The following is a 20,317-nucleotide window of genomic DNA, read 5'->3' on the forward strand; positions in this document are numbered from 1 at the left end:
CCCCCCCCCCCCCCCCCCCGCGGCGCATCGCGAGCTTTGCTCGCTCCTACGTTTGTTTCGGGCCAATTTGGCCTGCACCATTGCGCGCGGACGCCTTGGCGCATGTCGCGATACCGTGTCTTACCAACTAGGCGGTCGCGCGCGCCTGTCACAGGCGTGACTGGCCCGAAACAAGCGTAGGAGCGAGCGCAGTTCGCGATGCGCCGCGCGGGCGGCGCTCGATCTCCCAGGCGCCGCAACTGCCAGGCGAACACTCCCGGCTAACTGCCCACCCAGGCCCGACCCTGTATACTTGCCCGCTGTCCCAGTCTTCGAGGTACCACCATGCCATCTGCCATTACCACTGACGTGCTGATCGTCGGCGCCGGGGTCGCAGGCCTGTGGCTCAATGCCCGCCTGCGTCGGCTGGGCTACTCGACAGTGCTGGTGGAGCGCGCCAGCCTTGGTGGCGAGCAGACCATCAAGTCCCAGGGCATCATCCATGGCGGTACCAAGTACGCCCTGCATGGCGCCTTGACCGGCGCTTCCGAAGCCATCGCCGACATGCCCAGGCGCTGGCGCGAGGCGCTGGCCGGCAACGGTGAGCTCAACCTGGCCAACACCCGGCTGCTGTCCGAGGCCCACTACCTGTGGTCCCCCGGCACGCTGGCCGGCAACCTCACCAGCTTCTTCGCCAGCAAGGCGGTGCGCGGCCGCGTCGACCAGGTCAAGGGCGATCAACTGCCCCCGGCCCTGCAGGACCGGGCCTTCAAGGGCAAGGTCTATCGGCTGGCAGAACTGGTCATCGACGTGCCCAGCCTGCTGGCCAACCTGGCAGAACTGGCCGGTGACAGCCTGCTGGCAGGCGAACGCATCACCCCGCTGCGTGAAAGCGACGAACTGGTGGGCCTGCAGGTGGATGGGCGCAGCATCATCGCCCAGCGCATCGTCCTCAGCGCAGGGGCCGGCACCGAAGACCTGCTGCACGCCCTGGGCCTGCAGCAGCCAGCCATGCAGACGCGCCCCCTGCACATGGTGATGGCCAAGGGCGCTAACCTCAAACCCCTGTATGCGCACTGCCTGGGCGGCGGGCCCAAGCCGCGCATGACCGTCACCACCCACCCGGCTGCCGACGGCCAGTGGGTGTGGTACCTGGGTGGCGACCTGGCCGAAGCCGATGGCGTGGCCCGCGACAGCGCCGCGCAGATCGCCGCCGCACAGCAGGAAGTGGCCAACCTGCTGCCTTGGGTCGACCAGGGCCAGGTACGCTGGGCCACCTTGCGCGTCGACCGCGCAGAACCCGCGCAATCGGGCCTGGTGCGCCCCGACAACGCCTTCCTGGCCGAGCAGCAGCGCCTGCTGGTGGGCTGGCCGACCAAGCTGGCCCTGGCGCCGGACTTCAGTGACCGGGTCATCAACCAGCTGCAGCGCGACGGCATTCAACCCCAGGCCCACCCTGACCTGTCCGGCCTGCCACGCCCGCCTCTGGGCACGCCAGCCTGGGAGCAACTGCTGCCATGAGCCTGCCCACCTTGCACAATTTCCATCGCCCCTTGGGCAGCACCGGGCTGCAGGTTTCGCCCCTGGGCCTTGGCACCGTAAAGCTCGGCCGCGACCAGGGCGTGAAATACCCCGCCGGTTTCACCATCCCCGGCGATGAAGACGCCCGCCTCCTGCTGGCCCAGGCCCGCCAGTTGGGGATCAACCTGATCGACACCGCCCCCGCCTATGGCCGCAGCGAGGAACGCCTCGGCCCGTTGCTGCGCGGGCAACGTGATGAATGGGTGATTGTTAGCAAGGTGGGTGAAGAGTTCGAGGGCGGCCTGTCGCACTTCGACTTCAGTGCCGCCCACACCCGCCGGTCGGTGGAACGTAGCCTGCAGCGGCTGGAAACCGACCGCATCGACCTGGTACTGGTGCACTCCGACGGCAACGACCTGGCCATCCTGGAGCAGCAAGCGGTATACCAGACCCTGGCCGAGCTCAAGCGCGAGGGCAAGATCCTGGGCTTCGGCCTCTCCGGCAAGACGGTTGCTGGCGGCTTGAAGGCCCTGGAGCACGGCGACTGCGCCATGGTCACCTACAACCTGAACGAGCAGGCAGAGCGCCCCGTGCTGGACTACGCTGCGCAACACGGCAAGGCCATCCTGGTAAAAAAGGCCCTGGCCAGCGGCCACGTGTGCCTGGCACCCGGTGTGGACCCGGTGCGGGCCAGCTTCGAATTGCTGTTTGCCCACCCGGGCGTCAGCAGTGCTATCGTGGGCACCATCAACCCGTTGCACCTGGCCCACAACGTGGCCACCGTCGCCCGCATCCTGGGCCAGCAGTGAGTTGCCCCTGGCCATGGCCGGGCAACTGAGCCGACGCAAGGAGAAGCCACGTGGCGCGAACGCTGATCCGTAAGAACCCGAGCAACTTCAAGACGCTGCCACTGCATGTAGAAGCCACCGCCGAGGGCCTGGTGTACCAGAGCATCGGCGTGCCCCTCAACTTTGCCCAGACCCAACAACGGCGCAAGCCCATCCAGGTGGATGACCCGCAGCGTTTCGTCGCCGAGCTGGCCAACCTGGGCGTCTCGGTTCGGCTCACCCTGCACTGGCAAAACCGCGATTACTGGGTGCTGGTGCGCCAGCGCCGACAAGACCGCGGCGACGTGGTACTGAAACTGATCTCAGGTTATGTACCGGCGCAGGAGCTGAACCTGCCCCTGCACACGGCGGTGCAGGAAGTGGCCGAAGAATGCCTGCTGGAAACCACCGAAGGGTGGCTGGGTGGGCGCTTCAACGAAACCTGGCTGCCCGTGCCCTACGCAGCCGCCCTGCATTACCGCGAAACCCCGCACTTCCAGCTGGCCCCGCAGTCCGGCGCGGCGCGCCCGGTGCACTGCGGCCAGCAGGTGTTGCTGGAGCGGCCCAGGGCCTATGTGCACCTGCCCACGGCATCGCTGCAACTGATCTACGACATGCGCCTGGACGTGCCGCGGGACGCCAAGAAGCTCAGCCTGTTCCACGTCGATGAGCGGCTGGAGGGCGACCAACTGGTGGCGCGGCTGAACCGCAAGCGGCCAGACCTGTACCTGATGCCATTGAAGGACGGCCAGCCCCTGGCCGAGCTGTATACCCTGAAGAAGGACGAGCTGGTGCCGGCGAGCACACGCGGCCTGTACCTGGCCGAGAGCTTTGCCCAGCAGGAAGGCTGGGTGGTGAAGGATGAGCGGGTGCGCTGGCGGGACTGGGTGAAGCAGCAAGGCCTGGTAGAAACCAAGCCCGTGCGGGCCAGCCACCTGCAGCGCTTTGGTGCCAAGGCGCGGGCCCTGTTGCGGCGGGCCAGGACGTCTCTGCGCAACCAGAGCCCATGACCGGGGCCATGATGGCCCCGACGTAGCATCAGTGCTTGCGGATTTTCTCGACGATGGCAGTGGTCGAGCTGTTCTCGACCAGCCCCAGCACTTTCACGGTGCCGCCGTAGCCGTTGACGATATCGGCACCTACCACCTGGTCGATGCCATAGTCGCCACCCTTTACCAGCACATCGGGCTTCACCTGGCTCAGCAGGTTTTCCGGCGTGCCTTCCGAGAAGCTGATCACCCAGTCCACCGCCCCCAGGCCAGCCAGTACCGCCATGCGGCGGTCGACACTGTTGATCGGCCGGCCCGGCCCTTTCAGGCGGCTGACCGAAGCATCGTCATTGACTGCAACGATCAGCCTGTCCCCCTGGGCACGGGCCTGTTCGAGATAGGTCACGTGCCCGGCATGCAGAATGTCGAAGCAGCCATTGGTAAAGACGATGCGCTCGTTGTGGGCACGGGCATCATCGATGGCTACCAGCAGTTGCTCAAGCCCCAGCACCCCGCGCTCGGAACCCTCTTCGCGCTGAATGGCCCGGCGCAGCTCCGGTGCACTGATGGCGGCGGTACCCAGCTTGCCGACCACGATGCCTGCCGCCAGGTTGGCCAGGGCCACCGCATGGGGCAGCTCCTCGCCGGCCGCAATGGCGGCAGCCAGGGTAGAGATCACCGTATCGCCGGCACCGGTGACGTCGAACACTTCCCGCGCCCGCGCTGGCAGGTGCAGCGGCGGCTGGCCGATGCGCAGCAGGGTCATGCCGTGCTCGCCACGGGTTACCAGCAAGGCGCCCATGTCCAGGTCATGCAGTAGCTGCAGGCCCTTGGCTACCAGCTCGGCCTCGTCGGCGCAGCGGCCGACGATGGTTTCGAATTCGCTGAGGTTGGGGGTAATGAGGCTGGCACCGCGGTACACGGAAAAATCCTTGCCCTTGGGGTCGGCCAGCACCGGGATACCTTTGGCGCGCGCTGCCTGGATCAGGCTCTGGTGGTTCTTCAAGGCGCCTTTGCCGTAATCCGACAGTACCAGCACCTTGACGCCTTCGAGCAGCTTGTCCACTTCCGCACCCAGTGACAGGGGGTCGGTGGCGAAGGGTTCCTCGAAATCGATACGCAGCAACTGCTGGTGGCGGCTCATGACCCGCAGTTTGACGATGGTCGGCTGATGGGCGATGCGCTGGAACACCGAGCGCACACCCGCCGCGTGCAGGCTATTGGCCAGGCTGTCGGCGGCCTCGTCCTGCCCGGTGACACCGATCAGCGACGCAGGCGCACCCAGCGCCGCAATGTTCAACGCAACGTTGGCCGCGCCGCCCGGGCGATCCTCGATCTGATCGACCTTGACCACCGGCACTGGCGCTTCAGGCGAGATACGCGAGGTACCGCCATGCCAGTAGCGGTCGAGCATGACATCGCCGACCACCAGTACCGGGGCTTGATCGAAACGCGGCATGGACAACTTCATGGGCAACCCATATGAAAATAGTGAACAGGGACGGGATATTAGCACAGGGTGAACGGTGGCTTTACGGCCAGATCACCCTGGGAATATCCGGATACAACCGGGGCCGCCAGGGCCCCGGTGTGGCGGGTTTCAGGTGATATCGGCCTTGGCCGGTTCATCCAGGCCCATGGCATGCAGGCGGGCATAATAGCCATTGGCTGCCAGCAGCTCGGCGTGGGTGCCGCGCTCCACCAGGCAACCCTGGTCCATGACCAGAATCTGGTCGGCCTTCTCGATGGTCGACAGACGGTGCGCGATCACCAGGGTGGTGCGGCCTTCCATCACGCGGTCCAGGGCGGCCTGGATGTGCCGTTCCGACTCGGTATCCAGCGCCGAGGTGGCTTCATCCAGGATCAGCAAGGGTGCGTTCTTCAACAACGCACGGGCGATTGCCAGGCGCTGGCGCTGGCCGCCAGACAACAGCACGCCGTTTTCACCGATCTGGGTATCGAAGCCCTTGGGCAACTGGTCGACGAAGTCCTTGGCGAACGCCGCCTCGGCGGCCGCCTCGATGTCGGCACGCGGGGCACCGGCCAGGTCACCATAGGCAATGTTGTTGGCAATGGTGTCGCTGAACAGCGTGACGTGCTGGTTGACCTGGGCGATGTGGCGGCGCAGGTTCAGCAGCTTGAAGTCTTCGATTTCCACGCCATCGAGCAGAATCTCGCCGGTGTCGTGGTGATAGAAGCGCGGAATCAGGCCGGCCAGGGTGGATTTACCACTGCCGGACCGGCCCACCAGCGCCACCATCTGCCCGGGCTCGACGGTGAAGTTGATGTCGCGCAGCACCTGGCGCTCGGTACCTGGGTACGTGAAGCTGAGGTTGCGCACTTCAAGGCGACCCTTGACCGAATCGCGCTCGACAGTGCCTTTGTCCAGCTCACGCGGCTCGTCCAGTTGCTCGAAGATGCTTTCAGCACCGGCGACGCCCTTCTGGATGGTCGAGCTGACTTCCGAGAGCTGGCGAATCGGCTTGGGCAGCAGACCGGCCAGGGTGATGTAGGCAACCATGTCACCCGCCGAGGCGTCGCCGCGAAGGTACAGCACCAGGAACATCAGCACCGCCATGGCCACGTAGATCACCAACTGCAGCAGCGGCGTATAGATGGCGCTGGTGCGGGTCATGCGCAGCTGCTTGTCGGTGTTGCTCTGGCTGGCCTTGAGAAAGCGCCGTTGCTCGTAGGTTTCGCCGCCGAAGCTGCGCACTACCCGGTAACCCTGGATGGTTTCCGATGCCACGTGGGTGACGTCGCCCATGGCCACCTGGATCTTCTTGCTCTGCTTGCGGAATTTCTTGCTGGCGCGGCCTACCATGAAGGCGATCAGCGGCAGGATGGCCAGCATCACCAGGGTCAGGCGCCAGTTCATCAGCAGCAGCGAGGCAAACAGGAAGATCACGGTCATGCCTTCGCGGATCACCACCTTGATGGCGTCGGTGGCAGCGCCGGTGACCATGGTCACGTTGAACGTGATGCGGGAAATCAGGTGCCCGGAGTTGTTCTGGTCGAAGTAGCGGTTGGGCAGGGTCAGCAGGTTATTGAACAGCTGCACCCGCAGGTCGTGTACCAGGCCCAGGGACACCTTGGCCAGGAAGTAGTTGCCCAGAAACGAACCCAGCCCCTGCCAGGCGGCGATCAGAATGATCAGCCCAGGTACCGTGTGCAACAGGTTGAGGTCGCGCAGGTAAGGGACGTTGGGGAACAGCGAGGCGTCCGGGTTGGACAGGCCGTCGACGAAATACTTGAGGATATAGCCCAGCATGGGCTGAGTCGAAGCGAAGATCAGAAAGCCCAGGATACTAAGCAGAAACACGCCGATGTAGGGGCGGACATAGCCAAGTAGACGGAGGTAGATCTTCATGCTCGATGAACTGCTGGAGCCTTTGGCGTCTGTCATATCACGGAACATGCTGAAAATGGGGTGCTGACTTTAGCACAGGTTGCCTTGCACGTCGGTTAACGACGACCAGGCGCGTACCAGCAGCAATGCGTGCAAAGCTGGGTTAACATTGCCCGTTCTTCACACCCAGGCCCGTTTCGCTCATGTCCCCAAGCAGCCTCCAGAACGTCGGCAACCGCTTCTACGATTTCGTGTGCCTGTGGCTGCTGCCCGCCGGCATGCTCTCGCTGCTGGGTGCGCTGTTCTTCCTGCCCGATCGCAGCCTGCATCACAAGCTGTACTACGGCCTGTTCAGCATCCCGACGCTGTTGGCGTTGTGCGTGCGGCCAAGTGCACTCAAGCCTTTGCTGCGCGAGCCGCTGCTGTGGCTGTTCCTGCTGTTTGCCGGCTATGCCGTGCTGAGCCTGGCCTGGTCGCCTTCGCCCACCGAGGCTGACAACCTCATCAAGCGCCCCTTGCACACCCTGATGCTGTTCCTGGGTACTGGCCTGATGCTGCGCTACCGCCCCGAAGCCCTCAAGGCGCTGTTTCTGGGGGCTGCCCTGCTGGCCCTGGTGGCCACCCTGCGCGACCTGTCCACGTTCGTGCTGACCTACCAGCCAGGTAGCCGGCTGATCGGCGCGGGGGCTCTGGACAACCCGTTGCTCAGCTCTCACCTGTTCGGTTTCTTCGGTGTGTACTGGTTGTGGATGGCGGTGAACAGCAAGCGTGCACTTACCGTGGCGCTGTGCACGGCGGCGTTCGCGGTGATGTTCGCCGCCGTGGTCGCGACCGGCTCCAGGACACCGCTGGTGGCCATGACCCTGGCCGTCAACTGGATTGCCCTGCTGTGCCTGGACCGCCGCTCCATTCCGTTGTTCCTGGCGGCGCCGGTGTTCATCGTGCTGGTGCTGCTGGTTGACCCGCAGCTGATTACGGCGCGGGGCGACTCGTACCGCTTCGAGATCTGGCACATCACCTGGGAGCTGTTCCTGCAGCATCCGCTGATCGGCCATGGCTATGACGCGCCGCTGAGCATTGATGTGGGGGTGGGTTACCCCTTCAGCGAACCCCACAGCTTCGCCATGGGCGTCCTGTATTACGTTGGCATCCTGGGCATGTTGCCCTGGCTTGGCATGCTTGGCTACGCCCTGTACAGCGGCTGGAAATACCGCAGGCACCCTGCCCTGCAGATGGCCACGGCGCTGCTGGTATTCGGCATCGGCGCAGGCCTGACCGAAGGGGGTGGCATCCTCTCGCGGCCAAAGGAGCACTGGTTCCTGCTGTGGATCCCGCTGGCCCTTGTCGCCGGGCTGAACATCGCCCGCCGAGGCGGCCGCCTGGTTGCAGCCACTCGCCACACCTTGACCCCTGCACAGGTGCAAGCGCTGCACCAGGGCGCCAGGGTCATCGAAGAAGATGGCCTTGGGCCAAAGGTGCTGCTGCTGCAGGATGGCAGCTTCCTCAAGCTGTTCCGTGCCCGCCCCTGGTACACGGCCGGCAGCTTCTACCCCTATGCCCGGCGCTTCGTCAGAAACAGCCAGCAACTGGCCCTGGAAGGCATTGCCACCCCGCAGGTGGTCGAGCTGCTGAACTATGCCGACGGCTCACAGGGCGTGCGTTACCTGCCACTGGCAGGCCGCACCGTGCGCCAGGCCCTGCAGGCCTGCCCGGCGCTGGCTGAGCGCCAGGCCTTGGTCGGGCGCCTGGGCCAGTTCATCGGCCGCCTGCACCAGCAAGGGGTGTACTTCCGCTCCCTGCACCTGGGCAACGTACTGCTGCTGGACAACGGTGAGTTCGGCCTGATCGACCTGGCCGACATGCGCCTGCTGCCCTCGCCCCTGTCCGCCGAACTGCGCCAGCGCAACCTGCGGCACATGCAGCGCTACGACGAAGACCGCCAGTGGTTGTTCGAAGAAAACGTTCAGGCCCTGCTGGAGGGCTATGACCTGTCGGCCAACCGCAGCATGAGCCGCGCCGTGCGCCAACAAGTGCAGTTGTCCCACGGGGCGCAGCGCTGACATGGCGCTGCTGCCCCCCCTGCTGGGCGCCCTGGTCTTTGCCTTGGCGCTGCTGAGCGCCCGCCTGCTGTTGCGCAGCAACCTGGTCGCTCGCCACCTGGCGCCAGTCGCCGGCCGCTGGGCCACCCTTGATGGCCTGCGCGGCTACTTGGCCCTGGGCGTGTTCATCCACCACGCCGCGATTGCCTGGCATTACCAATACACCGGCCAGATCGGCATGCCACCCGAGCGGTTCTTCGCCCAGGTCGGCCAGGTGGGGGTGGCGCTGTTCTTCATGATTACCGGTTTCCTGTTCTGGAACCGGCTGCTGCAGCAAGGCCGGCAATTTGACTGGCGGGCCTTTGCCATCTCCCGGGTGATGCGCCTGTACCCGCTGTACCTGGGCCTGCTGGCGGTGGTGCTGCTGAGCGTGTTCTACCTGCAGGGCTGGGCGTTGCTGGACACGCCGCTGGCCCTGGTCGGCCAGTTGGCCGGGTGGCTGGCGTTTCATCGCCCTGACATCAACCAGCTGGCGGGCACCGGCAACCTGATCTCGAACGTGACCTGGACCCTGAACTACGAAATCTACTTCTACCTGGCGTTGCCGCTGCTGGGCATGGCCTTCGTCTACCGAGGCACGCTGCTCAGAACCTTGATCTGCCTGGTTGCCCTGTACGGGCTGGCGCAGTTGGTCGGCTGGGAGCATGCCCTGAAGAAAAAGTACCTGCTCAGCTTCGCAGGCGGTATTGCCGCCGTGTACTGGGTACGCAGGCCGGCCCTGGTGCAGTGGGCGCAGCGCCGCCAGGGCACCTGGGTGGCCGTGGGCTTGCTGGCCGTGGTCATGCTGGGGTTGAACAAGACCTTTGCAGTGTTCCCGCTGCTGCTGCTCAGCATCGTGTTCTGCATCGTGGTGTCCGGCAACGACCTGCTCGGCGCCCTGCGCCTGCGCAGCGCACGCTGGCTGGGGGAAATCAGCTACAGCCTGTACCTGCTGCATGGGCTGGTGCTGTGGTGGCTGGCTTACTACCTGTACCCTCGGTACGGGTTCAGCTATGACGACACCGGGGCATTCATGGCGCTGGTGGTGGTGGCCTGCATTGCGCTGGTAGCCCTGAGCAGCGCGACCTTCCTGCTGCTGGAGAAACCCGGCATAGCCCTGGGCAAGCGCCTTGCCCGCCGACACCAGGCACCCGGTGCACAGCTGGAACCAGGCTCAGCGAACCGCGCCTGACCCGCGCTGCCGGGCGTAGTCCAGAAACCCCTGGATATCCTCGCTGCACAGCTTGCCCACCACCTGGGCAATTTCGGCCGGCGGCCAGTCCCACCAGGCGCTGGCCAGCAGCTGGGCGCGCACCTCTTCCGGGAAGCGCCAACGCACTATTTGCGCCGGGTTGCCGCCCACCACCGCGTAAGGTGGCACATCACGGGTCACCAGCGCACCCGCGGCTACCACCGCGCCACTGCCAATGCTCACCCCTGAGAGGAGGGTGCAGTTGGAGCACAGCCACACATCGTTGCCGATGCAGACATCACCACGGCTGAAGGCGTAGTTCTCGATCCCGGCTGCTTCCTTGAGCATGGCCGGGAACGGATAGGTGGTTACCCAGTCCGCGCGGTGATGGCCACCCAGGAAAATCTGCACGCCCTCGGCGATGGAGCAATACGCGCCAATGCGCAGGGTTGCACCTTCATTCCAGTCATGCACCTCAGGCACGCCGTAGCTCCCCACACCAAAGGCGTACTGTGGGTAGCGCGCAGCAAACCGCGCCTGGCCACGCTCAATCGCCGGCAGCTTGCGAATGGCCCGCTTGGCCCGCTTGGCTAGGTAACGCGAAATCCAGCCCATGGCCGATCAGGCCTTTTCCAGCGGCGAGAACAACAACCGCCCCAGGCCACGCCAGGTCTTGCGTGTGTAGGCCCGCAGGGGGATCTGCGCCAACAGCTCACGGGCCAGTTTGCGATCACGGTTGGCCACCTTGAGGAACATCGAGTTCAACGCCTTGAACTTCACCTCTTCGTAGGCCGGGTGGTCCTTGAACTTGGCGTAGGTGCGCAGGATGTTGTCGATCATGAAACGGTGATTCTTGTAGGTGTTGCTGGCGTGCTTGCGGTAGCGCGCCATGACCACGCTCAAGCCATCGATGAAGTAACCGGCATGGGTCACCTTCAGCTCGATCATCAGGTCTTCCAGGCGCACATCCGGGTCAAACCCACCAACCTTCTGCAGCGCCTCACGGCGGATCAGCAGCGTGGGCGCGGGCGGGTACGGTTTGCGCTCGAGGAACATATCCTCGAAATCCAGGCGCCGGAACGGTACGTCACGGCGCTGGCGGGCCTCAGGGAACAGTTCGCCCTGGGCGTCGATCAGCTCGATGTTGCCAGCGCAGATGCCCACTTCGGGCTTGTCGGCCATGTACTGCACCTGGATGGCGATACGGTCCGGCATCATGATGTCGTCCGAGCCGAACGGGGCAATAAGCTCACCCCTGGCACGGGCAATGGCGTCATTCAGGGTTTGCGTGAGGCCTTGGTTGCGCTGCACGCGGAAGTCGAAACCATGCTGGGCCTGGAGGCGCTGTATGCGCTCGACACTGTCATCCGACGAGCCGTCATCGATCACCAGCAATTCGATATGCGGGTAGGTCTGGTTAAGCACGCTGAGGATGCTTTGCTCGATGTAGGGGCCGTGGTTGTACGATGCGATGATCACCGTCACCAGGGTTTGCTCGGCGCTCATTTTGCCTCCTTGGCAGCCAGGCCAGACTCGATCAGCGCCAGGTACTGCTGGCGGAACACCGTGATGTCATGGTTGTGGTTGAGGTAGTCGAACGCCTGCTCGCCCTTGGCCTGCAGCGCGTTGTCATCCAGCGCCAGGTAGCGGTCCAGCGCGGCGGTAAGGCTGGCCACGTCTGCCGGTTTGATCACTTCGCCGCCTGCGCCGGTAATCAGCGGCAGCATGGCAGGTACATCGCTGGCGATGACCGGCAAGCGCCCGCTCATGCCCTCGAGCAACGCCAGGCCCAGGCCTTCTGCCAGCGACGGCATGGCCCAGATGTCAAACGCCCGCACATAACGCAAGGCGTTGTCCCTGAAGCCCAGCAGGTGCGCACGGCCTGCCAGCCCAAGGCGTTCGATTTCCGCCTGTAGACGCGCCTGTTCGCGACCGGCACCAATGATGGCCAACTGTGCGTTGGGGTACTTGCCCTTCAACGCAGCGAACGCCTGGAGCAGGTAGGTGTGCCCCTTCACAGGCACCAGCCGGCCCAGTGCCCCCACCAGCCGCACATCCTGGGCCAGGCCCAGTTGCGTACGGGCCTCGGCGCGCGTCAGTTGCAAGGCCGTGGCCTGCTCTGTGTCGATGGCGTTGGTGATGGCGTGGGTGTTGCTGTCGGTGAAGCCGCAGCGGCAATCGAGCAGGTACTGCTTAACGGCAGGCGATACCCCCACGAACTGCCAGTGCTGGTCGATCAGCCGCTGTGTCTGGCGCCGACGATAAAACCGGTCGTATTCGCCAAAGCCGTGGGAAATACCGATGCACAGGGGGATCTTCAGCCAACGGTTGAGCTGCAACAGCATGTTTACCGGCTTGAAGCGGTTGCAGATCACCACGTCGAAGCGCTCGCGCCGGCAAAACCGGTACACCTGCCACAGGGCCTTGAGGCGCATGCCTTTGAGGGCGCTGTCGGCGAAATCGAAATACACAGAATGGTCAGCACGGCTCACCGGCTGGCCCGCTTGCGGCCGGCCCTTGAGGAACGCCATGGTGGTTTCGAACCGGTCAGCCGGCAGCGCCTTGAAGATCTGTTCGGCCAGGTCGGCAAAGTCGTGTTGCTTGATGTTGTAGTCCGGTTGCAGTTGCAGGACTTTGTAGCGCTTCATACGGTTTCCCGATCAACACCCTGGTGGCGGCCCTTCAAGACCCAGAACAGCTCGTGACGGCGCACGGCCTTGCGGAAAAATTCATTTTCGCCATACGGCGACAGGCGCCGCCCGGCCAGCCAGCGCTGAATGAAACGGCGCAGCCGCCGCTTGAACGGTGGCCGAGGCTGCAAGTCATGCATCATACCCAGCGCCATGGCCTTGTCGCGCTGCAGACGTGCGTCCAGCATCAGTGTGCAGGGCCGCCCTACAGGCTGGTCGCCGGTCATGGGTGGCAGGGCCACGCCCGCGCCACTGTCGCCCATGGGCCAGCGGTCGTTGTCGTGCAAGTGGTTGGCGTAACCCAGCAGGGTTTCAGGCTGCCAGTCCAGCCCTTGCAACGCCTCGTGCAGCGCCTGTTGGGCAGCCACATGGTCGGGGTGCGGGTCCAGGACCGGGTGGGGCATCACGATGACCTGCGGGCGTGCCTCGCGCAGCACAGCGCGCAAGTCGGCCAGCAGGTTGTGCCAGGTGGGCGCCCCATCGTCACCGGGCAGGGCCAGTTGGTTCAGCGTGCGGAACGGCCGTGTGTCAGCCATGTCGGCTTCACGGGAGCCAAAGGGTGAAGCCGGGGCATCGCGCATGGCAGGCAGTTGCAGGCAGAAATAGCCCAGTTGCACACAATTGCGTTCTGGCACCCCGGCCCAGCGCGGCACGGTGATGCTGTCCCAGGCCCGCAGCCTGCCTTTGAGGCGCGCAGCCTCCACAGCCGAGAGGCCCATGGCCTGGTAGTGCTCCGCTTCGATTTCGCCGGCCGTGAGGGTGACCACCCAGGCTTCGTCGGCCTGGCTGTACAGGCCATAGGCGGCAAGCTCGGCGTCATCGGCGTGGGGCGCGATGACCATGACGCGCTTGCGCCGCAGGTCCTCCTGGGCAAACGCCCACAGCCGGGGCTGGCCAACCAACCGGCAATGGCGGCCGCGCAGGGTCACCTGGCCGTCCGCCAGCGCCTGGCCAAGGCCAGTGAGGTTCACGAAGCGCATACCGCGCACACCCCGCTCGAACACCTGCAGGTCTTCGCCTTGCGGGCCCTGAATGCGCACGCCTGGGTCGAACAGGCGCCCGAGCACGCCACAGCGCAGCGTTACCTGCAACAGCAACGTGCCGTCGTGGCGCGGCTGCAACCCCTCAGCCATCAGGCGACCGCCCTGCAGGCTCACGCCGGGGATTTCATCGGCCGCTGAAAAACGGTAGGTATAGTCCTCGCCTGCCCCATAGAACAGGTGGTCGGCCAGCCACGCCTCGTGGGCGACCCACAGCAGCGGCAACAGCACCAGCGGCAGCCACCAGATAACCCCCCCCAGCGCAACCAGCACCACCAGGGCCATCAACAGACCCAGGCGCTTGTTGCGCCGGTGGCGCTTGAGCAACTGCTGCTTGCGGCTCACGCCTGATACACCGGCACAGGGTTGCACCAACGGTCCTTGTACTCGCGGTCGGCCCGGCCGAACGAGAAACGCAGCGGCTTGCCGAGGGCGCGGGCGTGTTCCCAGGCGGCCTGGGTATTGAGAAAGCTCAACACGCTGCCGGGGCTGAAGGCCTTGGTTTCGGGGTCGACCCCGCCGTTGATGTACTCGACGCTGATCCACTCTGGCGCCTCGACGCGGTACACCAGCTGGATGGCAATGGGTTTGTCTCCCAGCAGCAGCACCGAACCGATCAACAGGTTGTGCAAGCGCCCCAGCACCTCACCCATCTGCTGGGCGCCGGTGGCCGCGAAGCCCCAGCGACGCAGGAACAGGTCGCAGTACATGTCGGCGATTTGCTGGGCGCTGAAATCGCTGATGGGCCGTACCACACCGCCCGCTTCTTCCAGCAGCCGCAGTTCGCGGCGCTGGTTGTAGCGGAACTTCTTGGACAAGTCTTCTGGCGCCCGGGCCATGGCCAACTGCTCCTTCTGCACCTTGAGGCCGCTGAAACGGCCCTGGTTGAGCTCGGACAGGTAACGCACGGCATGGCGCAAAGGGGCACCGGCATCAGGCGCCGCGGGCAGGATGATTTCAGCATTGCCCAGGTCGAACAGGGCTTTTTTGCCGGCTCGCTTGAGCACGTCCTTGGACAGCGCCACGTGCCGCCCCCACGTGGGGATGGCCGCCTTCAACTCGCCGGCCTGGTGCCAGCCCAGGTAGCGCACCGGGATACCGGCCAGGTCGGCCAGCTGTTGCACCACCTGTGGGTGGGTCGCGACGCTGCCACCAAAACGCGCCCAGGCCTGGGCGTAGGCTCCGCCGTCGATGGCTTGCCAGCCGCGCTCGCGCAGGGCCTTTACATGATTGAGCATCAGGCCTCCACCAACGCGCGCACTTGGGGCAATTGCCAGAAGGCCTTGCGCACCGCCTGGTCAGAAAAGCGCTCCGCCAGGCGCTGCAACATGTGTTCGGCGCAAGCCGTGCGTTGCTGGCCATCCAGCAGCGCCATGTGCCTGAGGCCCTCGGCCAGTTGCGCCGCGTCACCCAACGGGAACAGCATGCCTACACCTTCGACCACTTCGCGGGCACCGCCACAGGCGGTTGCCAGCACCGGCACGCCGGCGACCATGGCTTCGAGCAGGACCATGCCGAACGGTTCATGGTCGGAGCTGAGGGCGAACACATCGAACGCCTGGAAATACCGGCGCGCATCGGGCACCTGGCCCAGAAAATCGACCTGCCCGGCAATACCCAGCTCGCTGGTCAAGGCCTTGAGCACAGGTTCCAGCCGCCCCTTGCCCAGGATCGCCAGGCGGGAACCTGCCGGCAGCCCGGGCAGTGCCTGGGCAAAGCCGCGCAGCAAGGTGGCCTGGTCCTTGTCGGGGTGCAGGCGGCCGACGTTCCCCACCACCCAGGCCTGCGGGCCCAGGCCCAGGGCCTGACGAGCCTCGGCGCGCGGCACCAGGGCGGCCTGCAAGGCCTGGATATCGATGCGGTTGTACAAGGTCTGGATGCGCTCGGCCGGCCACTTCGGCAGGCAGCGGCGCATGTCGTCACGCACCGCATCGGACACACCCAGCAGGCTCAGGCGCTTGGCAAACAGGTTGGCGAACAGCTGCCGCCCCTTGCGCTGATAATCACCAAAAGCATGGTGAACGCCGATCACCGGCAAACCGGTCGCCAGCAAGGCCACATAGATGGGCTTGAAGCGGTGGGCGATGCAGAAGGCGAACTGGCGCTCGGCGGCAATGCGCCGCAGCGCGCGGATGGCGCCGAGTTTCAGGCCACGCACGGCCTTGGAGCTGAACCCCAGAAACAGCACTTCATCCGAGGCGCAGCCCGCCGCAACCTGTGGGTCGGGTGCACCGGTGAGGAACACGGTAGTGACCTTGTAGCCGCTGCCCTGGAACAGGCTGGCGTACTGACGGGCGCAGTCCAGGAACGGCCCGTCATAGCCATGGCAGAACTGCAGGATGCGCGGTTCAGAGCGGCTGGTCATACGCGGCGGCGCCGTCCTTCACAACCAGGATGTCTTCCATGATCAGGTACTGCAGGTCGGAACCGAAGAACATGTTCAGGGCGTCGGTTGGCGAGCAGATCATCGGCTCACCGCGGCGGTTCAGCGAGGTGTTCAGCGATACACCGTTGCCGGTCAGGTCTTCCAGAGCCTTCATCATGTCGTAGTAGCGCGGGTTGTACTCGCGCTTGAGTACCTGGGCACGCGACGTACCGTCCTCGTGAACCACTTCGGGTACACGGGTTTTCCATTCTTCGGCCACTTCGAAGGTGAAGGTCATGAACGGCGCCGGGTGATCGACCTTGATCATCTGCGGCGCGACGGTGTCGAGCATCGACGGGCAGAAGGGTCTCCAGCGCTCGCGGAACTTGATTTGCTCGTTGATGCGGTTGGCCACACCCGGCACGCTCGGGCAACCGATGATCGAACGGCCACCGAGGGCACGCGGGCCGAACTCCATGCGCCCCTGGAACCAGGCCACCGGGTTGCCTTCGACCATGATCTTGGCGATGCGCTGCGGCATGTCGTCCAGCTTGCGCCACTTGGGCGCATTCGGGTGACGGGCGCAGGCGGCGATCACGTCTTCGTTGGAATACGAAGGGCCGAGGTAGACGTGCTCCATCTTCTCTACCGGCACACCGCGGGCGTGGGACACGTAGGCCGCAGCACCCACGGCGGTACCAGCATCACCGGAGGCCGGCTGCACGAACAGCTCCTTGACGTCGGAGCGGGCGATGATCTTCTGGTTGAGCTTGACGTTCAGCGCGCAGCCACCGGCAAATGCCAGCTTGCCGGTTTCGCGCAGGGTGTCGCCCAGGTAGTGGTCGATCATCTGCAGGGCGATCTTTTCAAACAAGGCCTGCATGCTGGCGGCATAGTGGATGTACGGCTCGTCGGCGATATCGCCTTCGCGCTTGGGCCCCAGCCATTCGATGAGCTTGGGCGAGAAATAGAAGCCCTTGCCCTTCTCTTTATGGCGGCGCAAGCCGATAACGTTGGCGTACTCGGTGTTGATCACCAACTCGCCGTTCTCGAAACTCGCCAGGCGCGAGAAGTCGTATTTGCTGGCGTCGCCGTACGGCGCCATGCCCATGACCTTGAACTCGCCGTCGAGCATCTCGAAGCCCAGGAACTCGGTGATCGCACCGTACAGGCCACCCAGGGAATCGGGGTCGAAGAACTCTTTGATCTTGTGGATCTTGCCGTTTTCGCCGTAGCCGAAGAAGGTCGTGGCGTATTCGCCCTTGCCATCGATGCCCAGGATCGCGGTTTTTTCCTTGAAACCCGAGCAGTGGTAGGCGCTGGACGCATGGGCCAGGTGGTGTTCGACCGGTTCGATCTTGATTTTTTTCGGGTCGAAGCCCAGCTGCTCCAGGCACCAGACGATCTTCTTGCGGTAGCGCTTGTAGCGGCGGTTGCCCATCAGGATGGCGTCGAGGGCGCGGTCCGGGGCGTACCAGTAACGCTTGGCGTAATGCCAGCGGGCTTTGCCGAACAGGCTGATGGGGGCGAACGGGATGGCGACCACGTCGACGTCCGACGGCTTGATGCCGGCCTGCTCCAGGCAGAACTTCGCCGACTCGTAGGGCATGCGGTTCTTCGCATGCTTGTCACGCACGAAGCGCTCTTCTTCGGCGGCGGCAATCAGCTTGCCGTCGATGTACAGCGCCGCGGAAGGGTCATGGCTAAGGGCGCCCGACAGGCCAAGAATCGTCAATGCCAAGGGATGAGCCTCTTCATTCTGTAGAAATGCGCCAGCGGCCTCGGGGGCGGGTGGCGGCTAAAAGGCGAGATTATAACGCAAAGAATTCCAACTGGCCCTATCGCCGGCAGGCCAGGCACGTTACTCGGCGATCAACCAGTCCATGCGGTAGCTACCCGCCGTCTGCGCCAGCTCGCGGGCCAACCAGGGCAGCAGCTCCCTGAGCTCTTCCTCCAGCCCCCAAGGCGGGTTGGCAATGGCAAGGCCGGAGCCATTGAGCCCCTGCGGGCTGTCCTGGTGGTGCACATACAGCTCCACCCGCAGCAGCTTGGGCGCGCCAGTGCTGGTCAGGTCCTGGTAGAAACGGGTAAGGGAGCGCTGGTCCTTGATCGGGTACCAGATGGCCGCGACCGTCTGGCGCATGCGGCCAATTGCCTCTTTCATGGAGCTGGTGCAGCGCTTGAGCTCATCGGCCTGTTCGAACGGCGGGTCGATCAGCATGATCGCGCGCTTTTCCTGCACCGGCAGCAGGGCCCGGGGCACGTGCCAGCCCTCGCCCAGGTGCACGACCACGCGCGGGTCCTTCTTCATGTTTTCCTTGAGCAGCGGCCCGTCTTCAGGGTGCTTCTCGTTGAGCAGGGCACGGTCCTGCTGGCGCATCAGGCGGCGGGCCAGTTCGGGGGAACCGGGGTAATAGCGCAACTCGCCATCAGCGTTCAGGCGCTTGATGATGCGGAGGTAATCGGCAGCCATCACCGGCAGGTCGTCACGGCCCCACAGGCGCGCGACACCGTCGAGGTACTCACCGGTACGGCTCGCCTGGTCGCCCTGAAGGTCATACAACCCCAGGCCGGCGTGGGTGTCGATGTAGGCGAACGGCTGTTCCTTGCGCGACATCAGGGCGATGAGGCGGGTCAGCACGATGTGCTTGAGGACGTCGGCATGGTTGCCGGCGTGGAAGGCGTGACGATAGTTCATGGCAACTCCTGCGCGGGCGGCAAGTTTACCTTGCCTTGCCGGCCGCGTCAGGCCTGGCTGCTGGTGGGTGCCGACGGCAAGGCCGGCACCGCTGCGCCAGCCTTACTTCTCGGCGTGATAGGCAGCATCAGCCGTTTCGAAGCGCTGCACCATCGCCTGGCTCGGACGGCCCAGCTTGCTGAACAGCACGATGGCGAGGGTACCCAGCAGGAAGCCTGGGATGATTTCGTACAGACCCCACGGGTCAATCTGCTTCCACAGGATGACAGTCAAAGCGCCAACCACGATGCCGGCCAGCGCACCGTTGCGGGTCATGCCCTTCCACAGCACCGACATCAGCACCACCGGGCCGAACGCTGCACCGAAGCCTGCCCAGGCGTAGGCCACCAGGCCCAGTACGCGGTTTTCCGGGTTGGCAGCCAGGGCGATGGCCACCAACGCCACGGCCAGCACCATCAACCGGCCAACCCACACCAGCTCCACCTGCGAAGCACTCTTGCGCAGGAAAGCCTTGTAGAAGTCCTCGGTCAGGGCGCTGGAGCACACCAGCAGCTGGCAGCTCAGGGTACTCATGACCGCCGCCAGGATGGCCGACAGCAGCACACCGGCAATCCAGGGGTTGAACAGGATCTTGGCCAGTTCGATGAACACCCGCTCGTGGTTTTCGTTAACCGGCCCGGCAAGCTCCGGGTTGGCGGAGAAGTAGGCGATGCCGAAGAAACCGACGGCGCAGGTGCCGACCAGGCACAGGATCATCCAGGTCATGGAGATGCGGCGGGCGTTGGCGATCGATTTCACCGAATCGGCCGCCATGAAGCGCGCCAGGATGTGCGGCTGGCCGAAGTAGCCCAGCCCCCAGCCCATCAGCGAAATGATACCGATGAAGCTGGCCCCCTTGAGCATGTCGAAGTTGGCCGGGTTGACCGCCTCGATCGCCGCGAAGGTCTGGTCGAAACCACCGGTTGAGATCAGCACGATCACCGGGGTGAGGATGAGCGCGAAGATCATCAGCGTTGCCTGCACCGTATCGGTCCAGCTCACCGCCAGAAAACCACCGACGAAGGTGTAGGCAATGGTGGCTGCTGCACCGGCCCACAGCGCCGTTTCGTAGGACATCCCGAAGGTGCTCTCGAACAGGCGGGCGCCGGCCACGATGCCGGAGGCGCAATAGATGGTGAAGAACACCAGGATGACTACGGCCGAGATGATGCGCAGCAGGCCGCTCTTGTCTTCGAAGCGGCTGGTGAAATAGTCCGGCAGGGTCAGTGCATCGCCGTTGTGTTCGGTTTGCACGCGCAAGCGGCCAGCCACGAACAGCCAGTTCAGGTAGGCACCCACGGTGAGGCCGATGGCGATCCAGGCTTCGGAGAGGCCCGCGAAGTAGATGGCGCCCGGCAGGCCCATCAGCAGCCAGCCGCTCATGTCGGAGGCCCCCGCAGACAGCGCGGTGACCACGCTGCCCAGGCTGCGACCGCCCAGGATGTAGTCAGAAAGATTTTTAGTGGCGCGGTAGGCCGCAAAGCCGATCAGCACCATTGCGGCGATGTAGATCACAAACGTGATCGTGATTGGGTTACCCATGCGTGTGC

At 64.7% G+C, this 20,317-nt stretch carries 16 protein-coding genes; 5 read left to right on the forward strand and 11 right to left on the reverse strand.

Going from position 1 to position 20,317, the window contains the following annotated elements; all coding sequences use genetic code 11:
* The first annotated feature begins 324 nt into the window (after positions 1-324).
* Genes IAE33_RS18055 through IAE33_RS18065 form a run of 3 tightly spaced genes read left to right on the forward strand, consistent with a single transcriptional unit; the run spans position 325 to position 3,337 of the window.
* Positions 325-1,500, forward strand: a complete 1,176-nt coding sequence (locus IAE33_RS18055) for an NAD(P)/FAD-dependent oxidoreductase (RefSeq protein WP_060480705.1) — start codon at positions 325-327, stop codon at positions 1,498-1,500.
* Entirely contained in the window at positions 1,497-2,309 is an 813-nt protein-coding gene (locus IAE33_RS18060) for an aldo/keto reductase (RefSeq protein WP_028631869.1), read from the forward strand. The genes IAE33_RS18055 and IAE33_RS18060 overlap by 4 nt, the downstream gene beginning before the upstream one ends.
* Before the next feature lie 50 nt (positions 2,310-2,359).
* Positions 2,360-3,337 (forward strand): metal ABC transporter ATPase, encoded by a 978-nt coding sequence (locus tag IAE33_RS18065; protein ID WP_201164515.1) that lies wholly within the window; start codon positions 2,360-2,362, stop codon positions 3,335-3,337.
* A 28-nt stretch (positions 3,338-3,365) separates the two neighbouring features.
* Here the strand turns inward: IAE33_RS18065 and hldE are convergent, their stop codons facing one another.
* Together hldE and msbA are read right to left on the reverse strand one after the other, a co-directional pair.
* Positions 3,366-4,787: a bifunctional D-glycero-beta-D-manno-heptose-7-phosphate kinase/D-glycero-beta-D-manno-heptose 1-phosphate adenylyltransferase HldE gene (hldE, locus tag IAE33_RS18070; protein WP_028631871.1), complete on the reverse strand. Its 1,422-nt coding sequence runs from the start codon at positions 4,785-4,787 to the stop codon at positions 3,366-3,368.
* A 129-nt stretch (positions 4,788-4,916) separates the two neighbouring features.
* A complete protein-coding gene (msbA, locus tag IAE33_RS18075) occupies positions 4,917-6,722 on the reverse strand; it encodes a lipid A export permease/ATP-binding protein MsbA (protein ID WP_028631872.1) in 1,806 nt (601 codons plus the stop codon).
* A gap of 146 nt (positions 6,723-6,868) precedes the next feature.
* Between msbA and IAE33_RS18080 the strand changes: the two genes are divergently transcribed.
* Complete coding sequence (locus tag IAE33_RS18080) at positions 6,869-8,725, forward strand: bifunctional O-antigen ligase/aminoglycoside phosphotransferase family protein (RefSeq protein WP_201164516.1); 1,857 nt, start codon at positions 6,869-6,871, stop codon at positions 8,723-8,725.
* A gap of 1 nt (position 8,726) precedes the next feature.
* The gene (locus IAE33_RS18085; RefSeq protein ID WP_201164517.1) at positions 8,727-9,935 is read left to right on the forward strand and encodes an acyltransferase family protein; all 1,209 of its coding nucleotides are present in this window, start codon (positions 8,727-8,729) and stop codon (positions 9,933-9,935) included.
* Here the strand turns inward: IAE33_RS18085 and IAE33_RS18090 are convergent.
* From IAE33_RS18090 to putP, 9 genes are all read right to left on the reverse strand, one after another.
* A complete protein-coding gene (locus tag IAE33_RS18090) occupies positions 9,918-10,550 on the reverse strand; it encodes a CatB-related O-acetyltransferase (protein ID WP_060480709.1) in 633 nt (210 codons plus the stop codon). The two genes, IAE33_RS18085 and IAE33_RS18090, sit on opposite strands and share 18 nt — an antisense overlap.
* A gap of 6 nt (positions 10,551-10,556) precedes the next feature.
* On the reverse strand, positions 10,557-11,441 hold the full coding sequence (locus IAE33_RS18095) for a glycosyltransferase (RefSeq protein WP_201164518.1): 885 nt from the start codon (positions 11,439-11,441) through the stop codon (positions 10,557-10,559).
* Positions 11,438-12,583, reverse strand: a complete 1,146-nt coding sequence (locus IAE33_RS18100; protein WP_201164519.1) for a glycosyltransferase — start codon at positions 12,581-12,583, stop codon at positions 11,438-11,440. The genes IAE33_RS18095 and IAE33_RS18100 overlap by 4 nt, the downstream gene beginning before the upstream one ends.
* The gene (locus IAE33_RS18105; RefSeq protein WP_201164520.1) at positions 12,580-14,010 is read right to left on the reverse strand and encodes a PIG-L deacetylase family protein; all 1,431 of its coding nucleotides are present in this window, start codon (positions 14,008-14,010) and stop codon (positions 12,580-12,582) included. Before IAE33_RS18105 ends, IAE33_RS18100 begins: the two co-directional genes overlap by 4 nt.
* Entirely contained in the window at positions 14,007-14,903 is an 897-nt protein-coding gene (locus IAE33_RS18110; RefSeq protein WP_201164521.1) for an antimicrobial resistance protein Mig-14, read from the reverse strand. Before IAE33_RS18110 ends, IAE33_RS18105 begins: the two co-directional genes overlap by 4 nt.
* Positions 14,903-16,030, reverse strand: a complete 1,128-nt coding sequence (locus IAE33_RS18115) for a glycosyltransferase (RefSeq protein ID WP_201164522.1) — start codon at positions 16,028-16,030, stop codon at positions 14,903-14,905. The genes IAE33_RS18110 and IAE33_RS18115 overlap by 1 nt, the downstream gene beginning before the upstream one ends.
* Positions 16,014-17,771: a carbamoyltransferase family protein gene (locus IAE33_RS18120; protein ID WP_028631880.1), complete on the reverse strand. Its 1,758-nt coding sequence runs from the start codon at positions 17,769-17,771 to the stop codon at positions 16,014-16,016. Before IAE33_RS18120 ends, IAE33_RS18115 begins: the two co-directional genes overlap by 17 nt.
* A gap of 120 nt (positions 17,772-17,891) precedes the next feature.
* Positions 17,892-18,728, reverse strand: a complete 837-nt coding sequence (locus tag IAE33_RS18125) for a 23S rRNA (adenine(2030)-N(6))-methyltransferase RlmJ (protein ID WP_201164523.1) — start codon at positions 18,726-18,728, stop codon at positions 17,892-17,894.
* Between the two features lie 102 nt (positions 18,729-18,830).
* Positions 18,831-20,309: a sodium/proline symporter PutP gene (gene putP / locus IAE33_RS18130; protein ID WP_201164524.1), complete on the reverse strand. Its 1,479-nt coding sequence runs from the start codon at positions 20,307-20,309 to the stop codon at positions 18,831-18,833.
* Between the last annotated feature and the right edge of the window lie 8 nt (positions 20,310-20,317).

This window comes from Pseudomonas sp. S60 (assembly GCF_016647865.1).
Classification (GTDB): domain Bacteria; phylum Pseudomonadota; class Gammaproteobacteria; order Pseudomonadales; family Pseudomonadaceae; genus Aquipseudomonas; species Aquipseudomonas parafulva.